The 23,176-nt window shown below is 34.5% G+C and carries 16 protein-coding genes; 2 read left to right on the top strand and 14 right to left on the bottom strand.

The features are described 5' to 3' along the window. From N2692_01600 to murA, 6 genes are read right to left on the bottom strand one after another with little or no spacing between them, the layout of a single operon-like run. Positions 1–1,272, bottom strand: coding sequence for a His/Gly/Thr/Pro-type tRNA ligase C-terminal domain-containing protein (locus N2692_01600; GenBank protein MCX8015978.1), 1,272 nt, complete (start codon positions 1,270–1,272; stop codon positions 1–3). A 47-nt stretch (positions 1,273–1,319) separates the two neighbouring features. Further along, positions 1,320–2,399: an RIP metalloprotease RseP gene (gene rseP, locus N2692_01595; protein MCX8015977.1), complete on the bottom strand. Its 1,080-nt coding sequence runs from the start codon at positions 2,397–2,399 to the stop codon at positions 1,320–1,322. 16 nt (positions 2,400–2,415) lie between these two features. Then, positions 2,416–2,979 carry a ribosome recycling factor gene (frr, locus tag N2692_01590; protein MCX8015976.1) on the bottom strand — a complete coding sequence of 188 codons (564 nt, stop codon included), beginning with the start codon at positions 2,977–2,979 and terminating at the stop codon, positions 2,416–2,418. Positions 2,980–3,036: 57 nt separating this feature from the next. Further along, a complete protein-coding gene (locus tag N2692_01585) occupies positions 3,037–3,795 on the bottom strand; it encodes a hypothetical protein (GenBank protein MCX8015975.1) in 759 nt (252 codons plus the stop codon). A 1-nt stretch (position 3,796) separates the two neighbouring features. Then, positions 3,797–4,804: a rod shape-determining protein gene (locus tag N2692_01580; GenBank protein ID MCX8015974.1), complete on the bottom strand. Its 1,008-nt coding sequence runs from the start codon at positions 4,802–4,804 to the stop codon at positions 3,797–3,799. Between the two features lie 11 nt (positions 4,805–4,815). Beyond that, positions 4,816–6,093, bottom strand: coding sequence for a UDP-N-acetylglucosamine 1-carboxyvinyltransferase (murA, locus tag N2692_01575; GenBank protein MCX8015973.1), 1,278 nt, complete (start codon positions 6,091–6,093; stop codon positions 4,816–4,818). 68 nt (positions 6,094–6,161) lie between these two features. On the opposite strand from murA, the gene tsaE reads away from it, so the two are divergent. Further along, the gene (gene tsaE, locus N2692_01570; protein MCX8015972.1) at positions 6,162–6,617 is read left to right on the top strand and encodes a tRNA (adenosine(37)-N6)-threonylcarbamoyltransferase complex ATPase subunit type 1 TsaE; all 456 of its coding nucleotides are present in this window, start codon (positions 6,162–6,164) and stop codon (positions 6,615–6,617) included. Between the two features lie 9 nt (positions 6,618–6,626). Further along, positions 6,627–9,209, top strand: coding sequence for a DNA polymerase I (gene polA, locus N2692_01565; protein MCX8015971.1), 2,583 nt, complete (start codon positions 6,627–6,629; stop codon positions 9,207–9,209). A gap of 1 nt (position 9,210) precedes the next feature. Here the strand turns inward: polA and N2692_01560 are convergent, their stop codons facing one another. The 8 genes from N2692_01560 to N2692_01525 all read right to left on the bottom strand — a co-directional run bounded on the left by N2692_01560 (position 9,211) and on the right by N2692_01525 (position 23,045). Next, positions 9,211–10,539 carry a lamin tail domain-containing protein gene (locus tag N2692_01560; GenBank protein ID MCX8015970.1) on the bottom strand — a complete coding sequence of 443 codons (1,329 nt, stop codon included), beginning with the start codon at positions 10,537–10,539 and terminating at the stop codon, positions 9,211–9,213. A gap of 14 nt (positions 10,540–10,553) precedes the next feature. Next, a complete protein-coding gene (ruvB, locus tag N2692_01555; GenBank protein MCX8015969.1) occupies positions 10,554–11,567 on the bottom strand; it encodes a Holliday junction branch migration DNA helicase RuvB in 1,014 nt (337 codons plus the stop codon). A 482-nt stretch (positions 11,568–12,049) separates the two neighbouring features. Continuing rightward, a complete protein-coding gene (locus N2692_01550; protein ID MCX8015968.1) occupies positions 12,050–13,729 on the bottom strand; it encodes a GspE/PulE family protein in 1,680 nt (559 codons plus the stop codon). A gap of 46 nt (positions 13,730–13,775) precedes the next feature. Next, the gene (locus N2692_01545) at positions 13,776–15,227 is read right to left on the bottom strand and encodes a hypothetical protein (protein ID MCX8015967.1); all 1,452 of its coding nucleotides are present in this window, start codon (positions 15,225–15,227) and stop codon (positions 13,776–13,778) included. A 27-nt stretch (positions 15,228–15,254) separates the two neighbouring features. After that, entirely contained in the window at positions 15,255–15,839 is a 585-nt protein-coding gene (locus N2692_01540) for a GGDEF domain-containing protein (GenBank protein MCX8015966.1), read from the bottom strand. Between the two features lie 74 nt (positions 15,840–15,913). Continuing rightward, entirely contained in the window at positions 15,914–16,333 is a 420-nt protein-coding gene (locus tag N2692_01535; GenBank protein ID MCX8015965.1) for a hypothetical protein, read from the bottom strand. An 83-nt stretch (positions 16,334–16,416) separates the two neighbouring features. Then, a complete protein-coding gene (locus tag N2692_01530; GenBank protein ID MCX8015964.1) occupies positions 16,417–16,944 on the bottom strand; it encodes a hypothetical protein in 528 nt (175 codons plus the stop codon). Between the two features lie 89 nt (positions 16,945–17,033). Further along, entirely contained in the window at positions 17,034–23,045 is a 6,012-nt protein-coding gene (locus tag N2692_01525; GenBank protein ID MCX8015963.1) for a prepilin-type N-terminal cleavage/methylation domain-containing protein, read from the bottom strand. Positions 23,046–23,176: the final 131 nt, after the last annotated feature.

Raw genomic sequence — 23,176 nt, 5'->3', positions numbered from 1 at the left:
TTATTTTAAGATTTTTTTAAAATAATTTCCCAGTTGTGATAATTTAATAAATTCTATCTTATCACTATTTCGACTTTTAATTTCAATTGATTGCTTTTGAAGGGTTTTTTCGCTAATTATTGCTCGATAAGGAATGCCAATTAAATCAGCTTCTATTAATTTTTCGCCAGCAGAAAAATCCATACGATCATCATATAAAACTTCAATTTGATTCTTTAATAAGATATTATAAGCCTTTTCTGCTTCTTTCTTTATTTTTCTATCAATTTTCTCATCGGGATTATTAATTTTTATCAAATGAACCGCAAAGGGAGCGACACTTAACGGCCAAACAATACCTTTGTCGTCATGATAAACTTCAACAACCGTTCCCATTAAACGACCGACTCCTATTCCATAACATCCCATAATCACTGCCTTTTTCTTGCCATCACGATCAATAAAATACGCGCCGATGTCCTCGCTGAATTTGGTACCTAATTTAAAGATATTTCCCACCTCAACCGTTTTTTCTTCTTTAAGAAGACCGCCACATTGAGGACAAGTTTTTTTAGCTTTATATTCACCTAATTGTTTATTTTGGGCAAAGCCGCACAATTCGCATAAAACGGTAATATCTTCGCCCGCTGGGGTTTTAACCATAAACTCGTGCACCCTTTCTTTGGTAAATCCTCCGCCCGAAGCTTCAACGGCAAAAGATTTTAAACCGCAACGCGAAAAAATTCTAAAATAAGCTTTCTTTGCCTCTTCATAATAATTATCCAAATCTTGCTGCGTGGCATGAAAACTATACAAGTCTTTCATCATAAATTCCTTGCCGCGCAACAAACCAGATTTTGCTCTTGGTTCATCGCGAAACTTATCTTGAATTTGGAAAATAGCTTTTGGTAAATCACGATAAGTATGAATATTTTTTCTTACTAATTCGGCAATCATTTCTTCATGTGTCGGACCCAAAACATATTCCTTATCAGAACGGTCTTTAACCTTCATTAAAGCATCACCAAACGAATCCCAACGACCAGTCTTTTGCCACAACTCCTTAGGCATTAAAACTGAAAGGAAGACTTCCTGACCTCCTATAGCTACCATTTCTTCTCTAATAATTTGTTCTATTTTTTTATAAACTCGCCAACCTAATGGTAAATAAACAAAAACGCCAGACATCACTTTGTCAACAAATCCTCCTCGAATTAATAACTTCGCATTTACTGAAACCTCGTCTTTTGGAAAATCTCTGCTAACTTTAGAAAATAATTGTGACTGCAACATAGTGTTATTTTTATTTTATAACTTTTTATATTTTTTTCAATTTGACCTTAAAATAGTTTAACAATGTCGCGATAAGTAATCACGAAAAAAATCAGCAATAAAATTGCGAAACCTATTGTATGAATTAAATTTTCAGTTTTAGTTGCTACCGCCTTGCCTCGAATTTTTTCTAATAAAATAAAAAAGATGCGACTGCCATCTAATGCAGGAAATGGCACTAAATTAATAGCCGCTAGATATATTGAGAGTGTTGCTAAAAATTGAATAAAATATGCGAGACCCAATTTCAAAACTTGCGTTCCTAAAACTGTAATACCCACCGGCCCAGCCACTTCCCCAATCATTTTTCCTTGAAAAATCAAAGATTTCAGAAAAATAAAAAGCATTACAAATACATTTGCAAATAAAGAAATACCCGCCTTAAACCCTTCCCAAACACTTCTCCAGAAAGGGTATTTAAGAAAACCTGTTTCTCCAACAACAACTCCCAGAGGACCTTCATTTTCACTAATTTTCTCCCGCGGGGTCACCTCAATAATCAAATTTTCCTTTCCGCGTTCAATATTTAAAACAATTGTTTGGCCCGCGTATTTTTTAGTAAATTGCTGCAATTCTTCAACTGTTGGATTTTCAATAATTTCTTCTCCTTTTTGAAGTAATAAAATTCTATCACCCATTCTCAAGCCTGCCGCTTCGGCTGGAGAATTTTTCTGAACCTCCAAAATAGAAGTTTTAATATCCTTCATAAACGCAAGGCTCTGGCTCTCTACCACGGCTGGAATACCAATATTAAATCCAGCAATAAAAAGAACAATCCCAAAAATTAAATTCATAAATACTCCAGCAGCTAAAATTTTAATACGCGTTCCAGCCGATCGATTAGCAAAACTCTCTTTTTTGTCAGCATTAGAGCCATCTTCCCCATAAATTTTAACAAAACCTCCTATTGGCAAGGCATTAATTGAATAAATCGTTTCTCCTTTTTTTATGCCAAAAATTCTCGGCGGTATCCCCAAGCCAAACTCTTCCACTTTTAACCCTTTTTTCTTAGCAACTAAAAAATGCCCCAGTTCGTGGATAAAAATTAAAATATTTAAAGAAATAATAAAAATAAGAGCGAACATCATAAAAATTAATTAATGCTTATTCGTATAATTCTTTCTTTTTGTTTTCTACAATTTTTTCAATTTCTTCATTAAAAATATCAATTACCTTCTGCAATTCATCTTTGCCTCGATATTTGTCGTCTTCGGTAATTTTTTTATTTTCAAACAATTCTTTCATTTCTTTTAATATATCTTCTCTTTTTCCTCTTAAATGAATTTTGGCTTCTTCGGCTTTCTTCTTTACTAATTGAAAAATTTGTTCGCGACGTTCTTGGGACAATGGCGGCAAAATCACTCTGATTTGCGAACCTTCGATTGCGGTTGTGACCCCTAAATTAGCCGCTTGAATAGCTTTTTCACAGGCATTAACATTGCTTTTATCCCAAACCTGCACAATTAAACTATTTGGTAAACTTACTTGAATAGAAGCGATATGTTTTAATGGCAAAATAGAACCATATGAAGGGCATTCAACTTTTAAATTTTCAATCAGGGCTGGTTGGGGTCTATTTGATCTAATGCCAGCAAGTTCAATTTTAAAATTATCCAAAACACTTTGTCCTTCCTTTTTAAATTTTTCTATTAATTGATTTATTATCATTTTTTAAAAATTAGATTCGACCGCAAATCCTTTTTAATTATAACCCATTTTTTAAAGTTAAAAATCCTTCTTAAATATATTTAACAGTATATTTTCTATTTGCAGGCGAGGATTTAAATTAGCATATTTCATACCCTCAAGCGCTTTAATGGCCATTTTAATTATATCTCCGCTAACTTCGCCTTTGGCATCAGTGTATTTATAATTTACAATATTAAATTTATTAAGCATTTGGTCGCGAAACAAAACAATTAAATTTTCCATAAAATCAATTTCATTTTCTCCTAAAAATTCTTTTAGATAAATTGGCAGTAAATTTTTTTGTTCAATGCCTTTTTTTAAATCATTGCTGATTCTTTTGCGATAAAATCCATCTTTCGGCAAAAGTGGAATTCTAATTATTCTTAAACGCGACAAAAGAGTTGGCAAAATACTATTCTCATCATTGCTAATAAAGAAAAATGAAGTTCGAGGCGGCGGCTCTTCGGTAATTTTTAAAAGCGCATTTTGAGCCTCAAGCGACAAAGATTCAACCGATTTTATAATTAAAACTTTTTTTTCTTCAGTAGATAAATATAAAAGTTTTTGAATGTCTATAATGCTTTTAATGCCAGGCTCAAATATTTGATAATTTTCTTTTATTTCTTGTAATGAATCGCTATCAGCAATTATATAAATTAAATAGGGATTAGTAATTAGCCGAGCTAATTCAAGTGCTTTTTTAAAGCTTTTTTCAATATCAATACACAAAAACAACCAACCTCCATCAATTTTATTGTTTTCTATTATTTTATTAAAATATTTGTCAAAATTCATTTTATTTTTTGCTTAATAAAGCGCGTTTATAAATATCGATGTGCTCCAAAATAATACCCGTTCCTTTTGCTACACAATAAAGCGCTTCATCAGCAATATAGGCATTGACGCCGGTAATTTTTGAAATAAATTCGTCGAGATTTCTTAATAAACCGCTTCCACCTGAAATAACAATACCTTTTTCGATAATATCAGCCGCTAATTCGGGTGGGGTATTCAAAAAAACATTACGAATTGCTTCCCCAATCTCTTCTAAATAAGGATTAATTGCTTCAGCAATTTCATTTGAATTAATGACTATTGAGCGAGGCAATCCAGTTGTTAAATCTCTTCCTTTTGCTTCGGTTTCGATTTTATTTTTTAACGGCACAGCAGCTCCAGCCTCAATTTTAATTTTTTCCGCTGTTTGCTCGCCAATTGCTAAATTGTATTTTTTTCTCACATAATTAACAATCGCCTCATCAAATTTATTGCCCGCAACTCGCAAAGACGCCCAAGAAACAATTCCGCCTAAAGAAATTACCGCCACCTCTGTTGTACCACCGCCTATATTTACAATCATATGACCCGAAGCAGAATTAATAGGAATGCCAGCGCCCAATGCTGCTAAAATCGGTTCTCTTACCACATAGACCTCTCTTGCGCCCGCTTCTAAAGCCGCATTTATCACCGCCCGTCTTTCAGTTGAAGTAATACCCGCCGGACCAGAAACGATTAAAGTTGGTTTAAAAAAATTAAAACCGCCTAAAGCTTTAGAAATAAAGTATTTTAACATCGCCTTAGTCGTTTTATAATCAGCAATCACTCCCTCTTTCAACGGTCGATAAGCGCCAATGTCTTCTGGCGTTCTACCAAGCATTTCCTTCGCTTCTTTTCCAACGGCTAAAATTTTATTATCGTGCAAATCATAAGCAACAATTGTCGGTTCAAAAATAATAACGCCCTTTTTAGGTACAAACACTAGGGTATTTGTTGTTCCTAAATCAATTCCTATTTTTTTAATAAACATAAAATTTTTTATTACTCCTGAACGACTCTTTTAATATGTGCGCCGATAGATTGCAATCGCTCTTCTATTTTTTCATAACCGCGATCAACTTGTTCAATTCCATAAACCTCACTTTTTCCTGAGGCTGCCAAGGCCGCGATAATTAATGTAGCGCCCGCTCTTAAATCAAAACTTTTGATTTTTGTTCCATATAAAGGAGTTGGGCCGGAAACAATAATTCGATGGGGGTCGCAAACAAAAATTTTAGCGCCCATTTGAGTTAATTCCTCAACATATTTAAATCGCCCCTCAAATAAAGTATCAAAAATCAAACTTTCTCCTTCTGCTTGCGTCATTAAGGCGGCAAAAGGCGCCTGTAAATCTGTTGGGAAACCAGGATAAGGTAAAGTTTGGATTTTCGCTGCTTTCAAAGAGCTTCGCTCTCCTTCGATGAATACTGCGTCGCCTTCTATTTTATACGAAACGCCTATTTTTTTCAAATTTCTAAAAACCATTTCTAAATACCCCACGGGAACATTTAAAATTTTCAAATTGCTTCTTGTTGTGGCCGCCAAACTGAAAAAAGTGCCTGCTTCAATATAATCAGCTCCAATTGTATGTTCAATTCCCTTTAATTTTTGCGCGCCTTTTATTTTAATGGTATGCGTGCCTAAACCTTCAATTTCTGCACCCATTTTTATTAATACCTCACCCAATTCCTGAACATGGGGCTCGGCCGCCGCTAAATGAATCTCGCTTCTTCCATCAATAGAAGACAAAAGCATCAACAAATTTTCCGTAGCAGTCACACTAAATTCATTTAAATAAATATTAGCTGGTTTTAATTGCGCTGGCGTTTTTAAATAATATTTTTCTTTTTCACTTCTTTCTTCAATTAATTCAATTCCCAAATCTTTAAATCCTTCAAAATGAGCATCTAATCCGCGCACGCCAATGTGACAGCCGCCGGGTTTAGCAATTTTTAACTCGCCCAACCGTGCCAAAATCGGTCCCGCAATTAAAATTGAAGCGCGAATTTTTCTAACCAAAACTGTATCGGCGTTGGAATTTAAATTTTTCGCTTGAATTTTTACCACTTTATCATCTAACCATTCTACTTCTGCGCCCAAACTTTTAATTAAATCTATCATTACTAATACATCCGTCAAAAGCGGAACATTTTTAATAATGCATGGCTCATCCGTTAAAAGGCACGCCGGCAAAATGGCTAAGGCTGCATTTTTACTGCCAGCCACTGTTAATTCCCCTCTTAATTTTTTTCCACCTTCAATCTCAAAAAATTCAGTCATCGTTTATATTTAAACAAAAATATTCGGAAAATACAAGTTAAAAATTTTTGTGTTATAATAAACTTATTATGAAAAAAGTTGTTCTAAAAAGTTATTCTCCGCAAGAAACTAAAAAAATTGCCAACGTTTTAGTAAAAACTTTTCTCGCTCAGAAAAAATTTGCACCCCCTCACATCTTCGCTCTTTCAGGAAATTTAGGCGTCGGTAAAACAAATTTTGTCCAAGGCGTTGCCAAAGCATTAAAAATTAAACAACCAATTTTAAGTCCCACTTTTGTTATTATCAAAGATTTTAAAATTAACAAAAGATGTTTTTTTAAAAAACTTTACCACATTGATTGCTATCGTTTAGAAAAAATTTCAGAAATTAAAAACTTGGGAATTAACGATGTTTTTTCCAATCCAACAAATCTTATCTTTATTGAATGGCCAGAAAAAATAAAAAAAATAATCCCTCGAGAAACTGTATGGATAAAATTTAAAATTATTAACAAAAACATCCGTGAAATAACTTTTAATTTTTAATAATAAGCTATGAAGACCCTCGTTTTAATTGATTCTCACGCTTTAATTCATCGCTGCTATCATGCCTTGCCTAATTTAACCACGCCAAAAAACGAACCAATAGGTGCGGTTTATGGCACTATTCGGATTTTATTCAAAATTATTAAAGAATTAAAACCGGATTACTTAGCGGCTTGTTTTGACTTGGCCGAACCCACCTTTCGCCACAAAGAATACAAAGAATATAAGGCAAAACGTCCCAAAACCGACGAAGCATTAATTTCTCAATTTCAAAAAATTAAAGAATTCTTTGAAAAGGCAAAAATTAAATACTTTGAATTGCCCGGTTATGAGGCTGATGATTTAATCGGCACTTTAGTAAAAAAGTTCTCCGCTGAAAAAGATTTAAAAATCATTATTTTAACTGGTGATTTAGATACTTTGCAATTAGTTCAAAATGACAAGGTAGTAGTTTATACAATGAAAAAAGGCATTCAAGATACTATTATTTATAACGAGGATTTGGTTAAACAACGATATGAAGGATTAGTCCCCGCTCAATTAGTTGATTTCAAAGCTCTTAAGGGTGACCCTTCTGACAACATTTTAGGAGTTAAAGGTATCGGCGAAAAAACCGCTATTGAATTAATAAAAAATTTCTCTTCTCTGGAAAATTTATATCAAGAAATAGAAAAAGAAGATTTTACACAATCCGAAAAAGCTAAAATTATTAAACCAAAAATTTTAAGTCTTCTTTTAGAACAAAAAGAGGGTGCTTTTTTTAGCAAATATCTGGCCACGCTCAATTGTGAAGCGCCGATCGAAATTCAAAATCTTGAAGAATTAAAATTCAATGATATTGACAAAGAAAAAGTCATGCCTCTTTTTCATGAATGGAAATTTGAAAGTTTAATTAATCAACTGAAAAATAGCGGTGAACAATCCAAAGAAAAATTAGCGAATAGTATAGAATTTTCTACCACCTCTACAATTAATTGGCTTCCTCTTAAAAAAATTCTTTCTTCCTCTCCAAATGAAATTTTTATTTTTTTTGAAAATAACGAATTAGAAATTTTTGATGGCACTAGTTTTTTTAAAGGCTCAATCGATGTTTTAGATTTTGACTTGTCCCGATATTTAAAAGAAAAAGTTATTATCGGGTACGATTTAAAAAATCTTATAAAAACTTTGGGTCTTTTTAATCAAGTTGGTCTTTATGATATAAAAGTTGCTCAATGGTTGATTAACTCCGAAATAAAAGATTATTCTCTCCAAAAAATCTGGCATAACCTTTTCAAACAACCCCTCCCCCCTATTAACAATTTAGAGGTTGTTCAAAAAATATACGAAAAGCAACGAGAAAAAATAAACGAATTAGGTCTTAAAAAGGTTTTTTCAGAAATTGAAATGCCGTTAATTCCTGTTTTGGCCCAAATGGAAAATTACGGTATAAAAATTGATGTTGACCATTTTAAAAAATTAAATAATGAAGTCGAAAATGAAATTCAAAAAATTACTCAACAAATTTTTGCCATTACCCAAAAAGAATTCAATCTTAATTCTCCAAAACAGCTTTCGGACATTCTTTTTAATCACTTAAAAATTACTAACAAAAAATTGAGCAAAACCTCAACTGGCCTCCTTTCAACGCGCGAAGAAGAACTTATAAAACTCAAAGATGTCCATCCTATTATCTCCCTTATTCTTCAACATCGAGAATTAATGAAATTAAAAACAACTTATTTGGAACCCCTACCATTAATGGTTGATAAAAATTCGCGGCTTCACACCACTTATAATCAAACAGGAACGGCCACTGGCCGACTTTCTTCGGAAAATCCAAATCTTCAAAACATACCCATTGAAAGCGAGTGGGCGAAAAAAATTCGAAAAGGATTTGTTGCCGAGAAAGGCCATCTCTTTCTCGGTTTCGATTATTCCCAAATTGAATTACGAATCGCTGCTTCCCTATCAGACGATCCTAAAATGAAAAAAGTTTTTTGGGAAAATGGCGATATCCATACAATTACCGCAGCAGAAATTAATAATACCTCACCTGATAAAGTTACAGCAGAAATGAGACGTCAAGCAAAAACATTAAACTTTGGGGTTCTTTATGGAATGGGTGCAAAGGCTTTTAGTGAAACAGCTGGCATTTCCAAAGAAGAAGCTAAAAAATTTATTGACGAATATTATCATGATTTCGCTAATATTCGTCAGTGGCAAATTAATATCCTAGCCGAAGCCCAACAAACTGGTTGTGTCAAAACTTTAACTGGACGCATCCGCTGGGTATATGATTTAATTTCCGGAAATCAAAAATATCGTAGCTTGGCTGAGCGCGCTGCCATCAATTTTCCCATTCAAGGATTAGCCGCTGACATTATTAAAAATGCGATGATTCAAATCCATCAATTTATATTAAAAAATAATTTAGAAAATGATGTGCGTCTTCTATTACAAATTCATGATGAATTAATTTTTGAAGTAAGGGAAGAAAAAATTGAAACAATAAAAAATGAGATTCAAAAAATAATGGAACAAAACAATTGGCTCTCAGTTCCTCTTCAAGTCCAGTCCTCCATCGGAAAAACATTAGCTGATTTAAAATAATTTAGGGTAAAACTTTTTTAATAAAAATTGCTGAGGCAATACTAAAAACTACGCCAACGCCAATTATTAACAAAATAATTTTTTCCGAGAAATTACTACTTTGATTTTTTTGATTAATAGCGGGAGGGTTGCTCTGCGATGTTGATAGAGTTACGCTTCTTTGATTATTTTCTGAATTATTCTCAACAATAGCTTCAATATCAAATTTTTGTTGAATATTTTTATCAGCAACCTCTTCTTTATCAAACTGATTAACTTTGCCTGGTGTTACAATTGAAGTCCATTTCCAATTATTCGCCGCAGCTCGTGCATAAGAAAATCCTTCTTCGGCATTGCCCGAATAACTGATTTGAAAGGCTAATTCATTATTTGGCGAATATAAACTTAATGTTTCTCCATTATTATTTAAAGTAATTTTGGTAGTTTTATACGTTAAAACTAAAAAGTTTTTTGGCTGAATAATTTCGTCCTTAAAATAATATTTTTGTCCGCTTGCATCCTCTAGTCGCCACCCTCTTAATGGAATGTCTATCTCGCTATCATTAAAAATTTCAATCCATTCCCCTTCTTGGTCATTACCAATCGGATTAGGTAAAAATTCATTTATAATTAATCGCACTCTTATAGGGGTAGCAGTGGGTGTTGGTATTATACTTTGGTCGCTTGATTGATTGTCTTCGTCTTGGATTATAAAACTTGGCGAAGAAGTCAATAATTCATTATTGCCATTAGTTGGTGAAAGTGTTGGCGAAGATTTGATTTCTTTCACTTTATTGCAATTAAAATTATTTTCCTGGCCAGGCGTACCGCCTAAAATATTAGATTCACAAAATTCAGAAACATTATCACTAACTCTTTCCAAAGAAAAACCATTACCATTCCCTCCTTGCGTTTTAATATAAGAAGCTTCTTCAACAATATTGCCGTTATTATCAATTAATCTAAGAGTAGCAGCAGTATTATTTAAACTCATTGCTGTGTCTATCACTGTTCCTAAAAAATTCGGATGATTTTGTAAAAATAAATCCGCTTTATCAGCTAAAATAGCAAAGCCTTGAGGCGAAATTACCATCCCTCCTTGTCCACCATTTTTTGGAGGAATATTTAATAGATGATTGCTCCCGTCATTAAATTTCCAACCAGTTAAATCAACTGGCTCGCTGGAAATATTTTTCAACTCTACCCATTCCAAACCACTATCCGCCCCCTCCAAATCATACATTATTTCATTAATAATTATTGGTCCTGTCGCACGGGCCTTTGAAATAAAAATTAAAGTAAAAATGATTATCAAAAAAGAAATCTTAGTAAAAGAATTAAAATTCCTCATACTAAAATTCTTTTTTATTCAATTAATTTCTTTTGCTCTGATTTTTGAGCTAAATGATAAAGATTTAAATGTTTATAACCCGCTTCGCTTACAATACGACCGCGTGTGGTTCTTTCTAATAATCCAAGTCGCATTAAATAAGGCTCATAAATTTCCTCAATAGTATCTTCTTCCTCGTTTGTGGCCGCCGCTAAAGCTTTTATACCAACTGGCCCGCCATTAAAACGGTCAATAATTACTTCTAAAATACGGCGGTCAGTTGATTCTAATCCCCATTCATCAATATCAAATAATTTCAAAGTTTTTTGAGCAATTTCTTCATCAATGACGTTTTTTCCTTCCACCGTAGCAAAATCTCGGCTACGCTTTAATAAACGATTTGCCACTCGCGGCGTAGCTCTGCTAGCTTTTGCTAAAATTTCTTTGGCTTTGTCAGTAATTCCAATATTTAGCAATCGCGCATTGTTAGACAAAATTTTCTTTATATCTTCAACTTCATAAAAATCCAATTTAAAAATTGCTCCAAAACGTGAACGCAAAGGACTAGATAATAATCCTATACGTGTAGTTGCTCCAATTAAAGTAAACGGCGGCAAATCAATTTGAACTGCGCGCGTTGAAGATTTTTTTCCTAAAACTAAATTTAAAACCCTTGATTCCATCGCAGAATATAAAACTTCTTCAATCATTTTATTCAAACGATGTATTTCATCAATAAACAAAACATCTCCTTCGTCTAAATTAGCTAAGAGCGAAGCGAGGTCTGCTGCTTTTTCAATTGCTGGCCCTGAAGTGATTTTCAAATTAGCTTCTAATTCCTGAGCGATTAAATATGCAAGCGTTGTTTTCCCTAAACCAGCGCAACCATAAAAAAGCAAATGATCTATTGCTTCGGCTCTTTTTCGCGCCGCTTCAATCATTATTCGTAAATTTTCTTTTGCCTTTTCTTGGCCAACAAAATCATTCCATTTTTTAGGACGTAGAGCATTGTCCAAAATCGGATCAGCTTTAAAAATATTTTTTGACATAGCTCATTATTAAAATTATAACAAAACATCTGTATTTTTCAATTTGCTATTGATATTTTTTGATTATAAAAGTTATCCACAACTCCCTTGACTTGGTATTCTATTTTTGATAAAATAGTTTTTACCGTTTCAATTTAAAATACTTTACTATCTTATCTGGTTTTAGTCAATTATTGACAAAATAAATGTTTTTTGCTATAATTAGATTGCTCTTTAAAATACCTCGATAAATGGCCTTTTTAACCTGGGGGCAATTGGCGTTATACTTTAACCCAATTTATAGCCTATAGGGAATTTTTTTAAGGGTAACCTGGTTCCGACTGGGTTATTCGTCCGCCCTGTGCGGATTGCCTTAAAAAATTCTTGAGCTCGCAGCCCTGTTTTGCGAGATTAAATTGCCTCCGGGTTAAAAAGGCTATTTTTTTATAATTTTATCTAAATTAAATCCGCCTCATTATTGAGGCGGATTTAATTTTCAAAAACTATAGAAGTTTACCCAAAACATTTTCCGCCTCAGATAAACTTGTAATACCATCCAAAATTTTTAAAATCGCATCATCCTCCATTGTTGTCATTCCTTTTTGAATAGCCATATCTTTAATTTCCGCCGCCGTCGGCATTTTCTCTGAGCGCGTAATTAAATTTTGAATATCTCTATCAACCACCAGCAATTCTGCTACCGCCACTCTTCCTTTATAACCTGTTCCATTGCAATGCTCGCAACCTTTAGATTTATAAATAACAATCTTATCCCCCAATTGTGGCTTCTTAACTCTTTCGGGCATTTTTTCAACCATCTTTCTAATTTTGTCAGCTTGTTCTGGCGTTAATTCCACAGCTTCTTTACAGTGTTGGCATAATTTTCTAACCAAACGCTGAGCAATAGCCAGATTTAATGCTGGCGCCAGAATTGCTGGCTGGATATTCATATCCAATAACCGAGGAATTGTACCACAAGCATCATTAGTATGCAAAGTAGAAAAAACGAGATGGCCCGTTAAAGCAGCATGCATAGCAATCTCTGCTGTTTCATTATCGCGAATCTCACCCACTAAAATTACATCGGGGTCTTGACGCAAAATTGACCGCAAACCAGAAGCAAAGGTATAGTTACGCGTTGGATTTACTTGCGTCTGGGTTATTCCTTCCAAGTGGTATTCAATGGGGTCTTCAACAGTAATAATCTTAATTTCTGGATTATAAATACGTCTTAAAAAAGCGTATAAGGTCGTTGTTTTACCTGACCCTGTTGGACCAGTATTCAAAATAATACCATTGGGGCGCCCAATTTGCTCCTCCATAATGGCCAAATCATCTTCACGAAAACCTAAATTTTTTAAATCCAATTGAATGTTTTTGGGATTAAGCAAACGCATTACAACCGTTTCACCATAAGCGCTCGGAATAATAGAAACACGCACCTCGATATCAACATCATAAGTTTTAATTGTGAACCTTCCATCTTGCGGCGCTGTATGAACATTGATTTTCATACCGCCCAATAATTTAATTCTTGAAATAATCGAGCGATAATGATGCTGATTTAATGCTGAAATATCTTGCAAAACGCCATCCAAACGATATCTCAAACGAATGCCGCTTTCTTCTGGTTCAATATGAATATCCGAAGCATCCATCGCTATTGCTCCAGCAATAATAATTTCAAAAATTTGAGAAATATAAGGACTATCAAAATTTTGTATTTTTTCTTTTAAAGATGAGGTCGTTTTAACTTCATTCATTATGCTTGCCAAATGGTCTTTGTCTACTTCTATACCGCCAGTAATTTCTTTTTTTCTACCCACAATAAAGCGATAACCTTGCCAAAGATTCTCTAACGACCTTAAAGAAACAACATAAATATCCAAATCATAACCTTTACTTCTCAAACCTTCTATTACATTTTTAGTTGCCTCCAAAGCAGGGTTTTTACAAGCTAATAAAATAGTTTTTTGTTTCAGCAAAAAAGGAGCGCAAAGAGCGACCTTGGCTTCTTCTTCATTAATCAATTCCAGCGCGTCTGTTTGAGCAGATATTTTTGTTAAATCTCCATATTTCAAACCCAAAGAATTAGCTAATCGCTCTGCCTCTCTTTCTTCAGCAGCCAGTTGCGCCTTTTTAATCATCTCAGCTAATTGTGCATTTTTATCATTTTGTTGCATAATCTCTCTTTAATGTAGCAGATTTATTTCCAAAAATCAATTTGGATTATAGCTGTTCATAAAGCAAATCTATTCTTTTGATTGTCTTTTCATTCCAAGTAAAAATAGTTCCATTTTTCCCTCCTTCTAAATAAAAATTATTTCCGTTAAAATTTAATTCAAAAATATTCACCGCATCGCGCACATCAATTTCCGCAAAATAAATTTTATTCTCGCTTTGATAAATTAAATGATTTAAATCAGAATGACAGATTAAATTATTTATGGGCTCAGTTAATTTTTTTATTAAAACATCTTCTCCCTTTTTTTGTAAAAAATCACCAGTGAAATCCGTTAAATATTTGACATGTAATTCGTTATCTTTATTTATATAAGCCAATTTTTTGTCATCATTTGAAAAAGCAAATAAAGATATTGATTTAAGAAGCGTTATTTCTTCGCCGCTTTTTAAAAGATATAAATCTCCGTTATTTAATTGTACGCTATAATAATTATTCTTTGGCGATATTTGAATTTTCTTGATGCTATTTTCTTTTTCTAGTTCTAAAATCCCCAATGGCGAGCTAGTATCTAAAATCAAATTATAACTAAATGCCGCGCCTTGATTATTTATAACCAACATATTGTAATCCTTTCTCGCAAAATCTTTTACGTCTAAAAATATTTTTTTCATTTCGTTTTTGTTCAAATCAACAAGCATTAAATCCGTGCCGGTTAAAATAATATATTTATTTTCGGTATTGGGATAAAAATCAATTTTTTTAATAGGGTTTTTAAATTTGAATTGTGAAATAATTGTTTGCGAGATATTCTTTATATTTTCCGGATTTATTCTCTCCCACAAATAAAAATTAGTTGTTTTGTTAACAACAACCGGAAAAATAATTTGATTAGCGTCATTATCAGCTATTATTAAATTAGAAATTAAATTGAAATTTTCTCCTTTATTAATTTTCTTTCTATAAATTTCCAATTGGTTTTGATTATTAAAATTATAAATAAAAAGCACGGCGCTAGTTGAAGTTCCTTCTTCAATCGCTTGAATAATTAGTTCTTTACCATTTTTCAAGGGTAAAATATCTAAAATTTCAACAGAAGATGTTTCATTAGAAGAATAGATACTTTTTGATAAAGGATTTTTTGGTAATAAAACAATAGAAGAAAAGGTCGTCACCATTTGTGGTTCAATTACAACTTCTTTCTCCCAAGAAAAATAATTTGGTTTGCTAATTTTTAATAAGTAATTATCAGGAATTAAATTAGATAAAAAAATGCCGTTGCTTAAAAGTCCCGGCGTAGCTTTTTTAAGATATTGATTATTCAAATAAATTTCTGGTTTGCTATTATAAACTCGCAAGTATAGTCCTCCTGTTTTAACAAATTTCCACTCTTTTTGATTCCAGCGATATCCCCAAGAATAAACAATAAACATTACCGCCATAAACAAAAAAAGCAGAATCGCGATAACAAACATTAAACGCTTAATTTTCTTTTGCATAAATTAACTTCATTAAGACCCCCTTTACTATATAATAACAAAATTATTTTTCCCTCGCTTTTTAGCGCGATACATCGCTTTATCGGCTTTTTCTATTTCTTTCTCTAAATCCAGATTAACATTGGAAAAAAGAGTTGCGCCCAAGCTAATAGTGAGATTGATTTTTCGCTTTTTAACCAAAAAAGTGTGGTTGCAAATTTTCTCCTGAATTCGTCCGGCAATTTTTGTTAAAATAGGTTTGTTTATATCAAAAATTAATATTGCAAATTCATCGCCTCCCCACCGACTAATAATATCTGATTTACGCAAAGATTCTTCCAGCAATTCCGCAATTTTTTTTAGCACTTCATCACCAGTTTTATGTCCATAAACATCATTGATTTTCTTAAAATCATCTAAATCAATTAAAATAACACCTAAATTAAAAGAATTGCCACTTTCTGGAAATTTATTTTCTCTTAAACGCTCCATCATTTTCAAAAATTTCTCTCCCTGCTCCAATAATCCCCGTCTATTATATAACCCTGTTAAAGGATCTTTAATGGCTATTCTTTTCAAGGCTATAATTTCTTTTCTCAATTTTTCAATTTCTGATTTTGTTGATGGTGACATAATTTATAAACAATCCCCCAAATACAAACTAACAATTAGTTTAAGTCTGCATTTGGGGGATTTTTCAATTTGCCCTATTTACTTAACTGATTTTTGTAAAAGTTTACTATTGGAGAATCATCAGCCAACTGCTGAATAAAAACAATATTGCTCTTATAAATTTTCATCTCTGAAATTGGCTTGAAAAATTCGTCTTTCATTAAAGCAAAACTTACTTGCGGCTGCTCTCCTTCTTTCTGAGCGGCTTGAATATTGATGTATCCGGGGTCCTTCAATAAAACATAATTTTCTCCCTCTTTAATAATCTGCCCATAATAACTAGCGCTTCCATTTCCTGTCTGAACATATACTAAATGATATTTTCCACTCGCTTGATTACTAAAAAGATTTTTTACGCTGCCTCCTTTAATAATCAAAGCTGCAATTCCCACAATAATAATAATTAAAATAATTACTAAAATAAGAATGAGAATTGTTTTTTTGACTTTTTCCATAATTTTTTAATTAAAAACGACCTATATAAATCGACCTTAAATTATTTTAATTATAACGCCTGGATTTAAAAAAGGAAAGAGGTTTATTGTGATTTTTTGACTGGCTTAGGAACAACTATCATATAACCCACTGCTTTTGAATTTAACCCCCCGCAAGATTCACAATAAAAAGTAAATTTTCCGATATCATTCATTTGCGATTCAATAAATTTCGTTTCGCCTTTTTTAATTATCAACTTTAAACCATTATCTGGCTGAACAACATCATAATCTTTATCAATTGCTGTAATCCAAATTTTCATCATCTCGCCTTCATAACAGATAAAGGTTTGCGGGGTAAAAACGCCATCTTCGATTTTCATCGTAAAAGAGCGGAGTTTTGTCAACCCATAATCGGAAACGCTGTCTGGCACGGCTGTTCCTTCTGGCGCCGACTCACCAGCATTATAAACTTTAACATCTTTGGGTATTTCCCCTTTAGTCGGAGTATTTTCTCCGCTTAATGTAGGAGTGGGATTCGGATTTTTACTTGCGGGCTTAATAAGTATGATAAGACCAATAATTACTATTAGGATGAGTCCTGTAATAATTATTAAAGTATTTTTTTTCATATTTGAAATGTTCCGATTTTATTAAATTAGACCTTTGTTATTTTTTATTTATTGATTATTTTTTATTTATTGATTATTTTTTATTTATTTTATAATCGTATGCAATAAATACTACAAGAAACCGTTTGATCCGAGACGCCGCTAATTACAGCATTTAAAAGCCACTGATTATTACCGTCGAGAGTAACCGTGCAATAAGCATGTTCGGTAGCAGTATCTAACTCTGTAGCATCAACTTTAGATAGGGCACAGAACCAATCAGGATAATATTTGCCCGTGCTCAAGCTTGAAGTTCCATTTCCACTAGAATAAGTGCGGGAAATGCTGCCAGTATATTTATCATAAAACTTTCCTTGAATAATTCCATTTACATTAAGAGTCCCATTTATATCTAAAGTTGCCGATGGCGTTGTAGTTCCAATGCCCACTCTTCCACCACTAAATAAAGGATTTATAATGAAAGCGCCGCTTGTTGAAGATACTGCCATCTGCCAATCTGCATCTCCACTGCTGGTATAATAAACGGTTATTCTAATGTGGTCTATATAAGCCGTTCTTGCTGATGTTGTAGGATTAAATACACTCACAACCACGCCAAAATTGGAATTGTTAATATCTGAGTAAGACCAAGTTGTTCCCCACAAATCAGTTGTATCACCAAATGAGTAGTACGCATCTGATGCAGTTAGAAGTCCTCCGCTTTTGCTGCTACCAACAATTGAACCTGATTTAACTAATAATACTTCATTTATTGTTAATGTCGAAGCAACGCTCGCCTTTGCCTCTATTTCTACCTTAATCCCAAGAATATTAGCGGTGCTAGGAAGAGAAAATCCAAAACCCGTCGCTTTCAAATAATCGCTCCAATAATAATCTGGATCCACACCTGCTGGTATTGTAACTGACGCATAAACGTCATTAGAGGTATAAACATTGGTTGGATTACTCCAAACAGCCGAACCTCCATTGCTTGAATCATCGACCGCTGCCGAAGGATTATTTGGTCCTCCAGTAGTTGGCACAACACTTGCTTGAGTACCCAGTTGTATTTTCACATCACCGCTTGAAACTTTTATATGCAAATCTGTACTTGGTGACGTTGTGCCTATTCCTACTCTGGCTGGGAAAGAATAATTGCCGCCACCAGTGTTAGAACCAAAAGCGCCGGCTGAAACATTGGTTGCCGAAATTGTTGTTGAAACTGTACCAATGATGGCACCAGTAACGCGGATATCGCCTGTAATATCTAAAGCATAGCTGGGACTTGCATTATTAATACCTACTCTACTATTCGTTGTATCAACATTAACAATGGCTGTACCACCGGTATTTTGTAATTGAATAGCGGTGGTTGAATTAGAACCGGGTTTAATAGCAATAGCGCCTGAGCTGGTTAATAATGGTGTTGAAACAGAAGTAGAGAAAGTTGGGTTGTTAACCGTGGCAATAGTGGCATTGGTGGTGCCAGAAATAGTGATGTTAGTGCCTTGAGTGAGTAATGAAGCGATGTTAGACCAGGTGGGAGTGCTGGTGCCGCCTGAAATTAAAACTTGGTTAGCTGTACCAGCAGCAGTAAAAGCATAAGCTGAACCAGTACCATAAGCTACAGCGCCAGCAGTGGGAGTAGCAGTTGAGTTAGTACCGCCACGAGCAATACCAAAAGTTCCTGAAGTAATTTTACTAGCGTCTAAATTAGGAATATCAGCAGCAACTAATGCGCCAAATTGCAAGGCATTAGCAGCGGTTGACCTTAAAACCTGATTAGCGGCAGTTGGAGCAATGGCAATTAAAGTATTAGAAGAAGTAGCATAAAGAATAGAGCCAGCCGCAATAGAAGATAAACCTGTACCGCCACTAGTTACTGCTAAAGTGCCTGTTACATCAGAGGAAGCAAGATTAACAGCGCTCCAAGAAGGCGCAGCAGCGCCAGTTGATTTAAGAAAACCAGCTGAGCCAGCTAAACGGGTTGGTGTGCCACTGGAACCGCCGTAGATGATATCACCCAATGTAGTCATTGGATTAGTCATAAATGGCGAACAAGTAAGAGTTGAGCCTAATCCAGTTACTGCATTGCCAGCAGAACAAGCTGATGGGAAAGAAGTTAAACGAGCCCATGGCACTGAACCACCTTGAAGAGTGCCTGAGAATCTAACATCACCTACTACATCTAATGGATAAGCAGGAGTGGCAGTTCCGATACCAACATTACCCCCACTTGCAATAATAAATCTCATATTACATGCTCCGCCATCATTACAATAACTACCATCATTATTTGCATCATAATATTCATAGATGACAAAACCATTCACACCAGAATAATCTTGCATATTAAACAAAGTCCATCTTTTCATATAAGGATTGGTTGAGGAAGCATTTTTTCCTTCCAAAGCTAAAGCCCCCAAAATTCCTCCAGGATTCTCTTTATATGATATAAACTCTCCACCCCAAGTTCTAATATATCCCCCTACTACATCTAATTTCACCCCCGGATTCGTCGTCCCAATACCAACAGCTCCACTAACAGTCAGATTCGCTGGGAAGGAATAATTGCCACCACCAGTGTTAGCACCAAATGAACCGGCTGAAACATTAGCAGCATTGATTGTACCAGAGAATGTTCCATAAATAGTTCCTGTAGCACGAATATCTCCTGAGACGTCTAATTTATATGAGGGACTTGTTGTGCCGATACCGACGTTGCCAGCATGATAAGCCGTTCCATCTGCTTTAAAGAAATGATAAAGATTACCACTATATTCACCACAACTATAACCACTACAAGAATTACCATAAATAGCAAATCTTTCATCACTATCATCATTTAACTGAAGCTGAAGTTCATTAGAGCTTGAACCAAATTGATATTTTCTTAAACGATAAGGGTCACTATCATCACCTCCGTCACTATTACGAAAAGCTATTTCTGGCGTGTTAATTCTTCCCCTTACATCGAGTAAAGTATTTGGATTTGTCGTGCCAATGCCGACACTTCCTGAAATATAAGCATTTCCTTCGACGTGTAATTTTTGAATAGGATTTGTTGTCCCAATACCAATACTACCAGGCATTCTTAATCCATTATCAAATGTAACATTTTTATCAAAATCCCAAGTAAATAATTGCATGGGTTTGATATTAGCTGGATATTCTCCAAACCAATCTATTGCATAAATATCAATATTATTATTAGGATAAGATCCATTCCATGTGGGAGTAAAAGTCACTCGTACATATTTAGAATGAGTACCTGGAGTAGGTGTCGGATTCCACGCAATATTCGAATGAGGAACAAGAGTATGCCCAGGCCAACTAGAAAAATTAGTCGTTGTAGCAACAGTAATCCATGTATTCAAATCATCTCCATATGTCTTTTCTATTGTAATTGCACATTGATGTCCTGAAGTACTCATGTAAGTATAGAAATAATTCAAGAAATAATACGAAGGTGCCTGCCATGTTATGCGCAAACCAAGCCAATTTCCATTATTGGGACCACGGAGATAAATTTTACCCCCGGCGTTATAACCCAAAAACATTTTTTTAACTGTATCACTATCAACTGGATCAGGATAAGTATTCCAGGTTGTTCCATTGGTTGTATATTCAATACTATAAGGTAAAACAAATTGCAATTTATTTTGAACATAAGCAGACGACAAAGCAATTTCACCAATTGTCGCTCCTCCTAAAGTTGTATGTTGCTGATTTGTTTTTGGAAAAATCGGATCTAAAGTATAATAAGCTTGCGTAGATGAAAGTCGTGCTGCAGGCACAATACCACTTGTTAAATTAGAAGCATTTAAATTAGTTATTTGGGAACCATTACCTCTAAAATAACCTGATGTATTAATATCACCAGCTACATCTAATCGATATGATGGACTTGTTGCTCCAATACCAACATTACCTGAAGCATTTATATAAACACCCTCATTATCTCCGTCTCCAGAAAGCCAATTTCCATTTAAATTAATATTGCCGCGCATTGCAAGTCCATAAGGCATTGCATTTCGATATGGAACATCTACAACATTTGAAGTAGGAGCTACTGCATCAGTGATGGTCCACCCCTCAAACCATGAATCGTTTTGGCCAAGTGCTCCATGACTTTTTGTAAATATTTCATAACTAGCATAATAAACTTTAGAAGACCACCATAATTTAACAACATTACCTTCATAAGAAAGTTTAATTGTTCCTGGGTCATGAGCTCCATAATTTGTCCAGCCGTAGCTATTAAAACCAGAAGTATAAAGATAAAATACCACTTCAAAATCTATAGGTCTAGACTCTCCAAAGGCATATCCCATCACCCGAATACCATGCATTCCTCTATTTGTAACACCATCATAAGGAATGGCGGTAGTTAACAAAACACCATTAGTAGGGGTAGCAGTAACATAAGAAGAAAGTACGTGACGCCAATTGCCTTCTTTAAATACATTGGTAACTCGAGCTGATCCACTAACATCAAGTTTAAATGCTGGACTTGTCGTCCCAATACCCACATTACCACCAGAATCAACAAATAAACCAGTGCCGCCGGCAGCGCCGCGTAATTGCGCAATACCATGAACATCTAATGTTCTGCTTGGCGAAGTAGTACCAATACCGACATTACCATCAGCGGAAATGAAAATTCTATTGGTATTGTTTGTTCTGATGCTTAAACCATAGGCGTCGGTTGTGCCAATAAAACGATCGCCACCAGATAAACCAATATCGCCAACAACAGATAAACGTTGACCAGGTGCAGTTGTGCCTAAACCTAATCTTTTGTTAGTATTATCCCAATAAAAACCGCTATCGCCTGTTATCGTTGTTGTTGAGGACCAAAAAGCCACTTGGCCAGCTGAACCTGTGCCGCCAACTGCGCCAGAAGTATCCCAAGTTAAATTACCCGAGCCGTCGTTTTTAAGAAATCCGACAGCATGAGAGGATGGCCAGGAATAAGTAAGGTTTTTGATTTTAACTATATCACCAGAAGAATTAACTTGAAATTGCGATGATGCGCCGACGGAAAGAAGAGAAGGAGGAGATGCTGTGCCGATACCAACATTACCAGCAGCTGTAATGCGCATTCTTTCACCGAGTCCAGAATTATAAGTATAAAATCTTAAACTCACTTGATTTCCTGCATCTACAAAGTTTTCTATCCGCCCCGTTTCTGACACGGTATCTCCTGCCCACCATGATAATCTCGCTCCTGAACCCACTGAATTGTTATAAGCTAAACGCAATAGTTCGTTTATTCCTGCCGTAGTATTCGAAATATGTAATTTTACATTGGGACTTGTCGTCCCAATACCCACATTAGTCCCATTATCAAAAATTTGCGAATTACCAATAGAGCCAGAAGAGGTCCATTTAGCAATATAATTTTGTGTGCCGGAACCAGTAACGCCTGTAACCTGACCCCAAGAAGTACGACAATCAGTTCCCATACAAAGACCAGCTCCACCGATAATAAAACCGGTTGATGAAACATCGCCGCCAACTATTACATTTCTAGAAAAATAACCATCCTTCCATTGCGCCGTATTAATACCAACACTTCTTGAATTAGTTACATCTGGTATAATGTCTGAATCAAAAACGATGGCATTAACCTTAGTAACTGTTGTGATGTATTCACGCGAAGCAATACCTGGCTGCTCTTTGTATGCCATCGCAATATTAACTCGCACGCCACCCTTACTACCAGCAACGCTTATATATTCAAAATTCAAAGAAGTAACCTCAACACGATTGGAAGTAATTGCTACAGGATCAGCGCTTCCTTCTTGAATGTATAAAGTGCCATTGTTTAAAGAAAATGTTGTAGGACTTTTTAGTGAATCGGGCATCCGCAAAATTAAAGTCGTTCCACTTGCCTGTACAATCAGTGAAGCCTCACGAACTTTAGAATTTACTAAATTCATTACATAACGCAAATTTTCATCAATTTCATTAGAAGCAATTTGGGTTGTGTGAAGACGCGTGATGTTCCACGCAACACCGATAATACCAGCAGCCACAACGCCAAAAATTGCTGTGTAGATTAAAATTTCAATTAAGGTGAATGCTTTGGAACTAATTTTTTTATCAAAAAATGACATAAAATTTTTAAAATAATTGCTTAAAATAAGCGTTTTAATCCCATTCAAAAATATTATAACACAAAAATTGTCAAGAATGGAGGGGTTGTGGATAAATAAACTGAAAATGAGTTAGAAATTAAAGTATTTAT

This window comes from Patescibacteria group bacterium, from assembly GCA_026415775.1.
Classification (GTDB): domain Bacteria; phylum Patescibacteriota; class Minisyncoccia; order UBA6257; family JAAZHW01; genus SKW32.
Note: the sequence above shows the minus strand (reverse complement) of the source record. Positions and strands in the feature narration are given on the sequence as shown.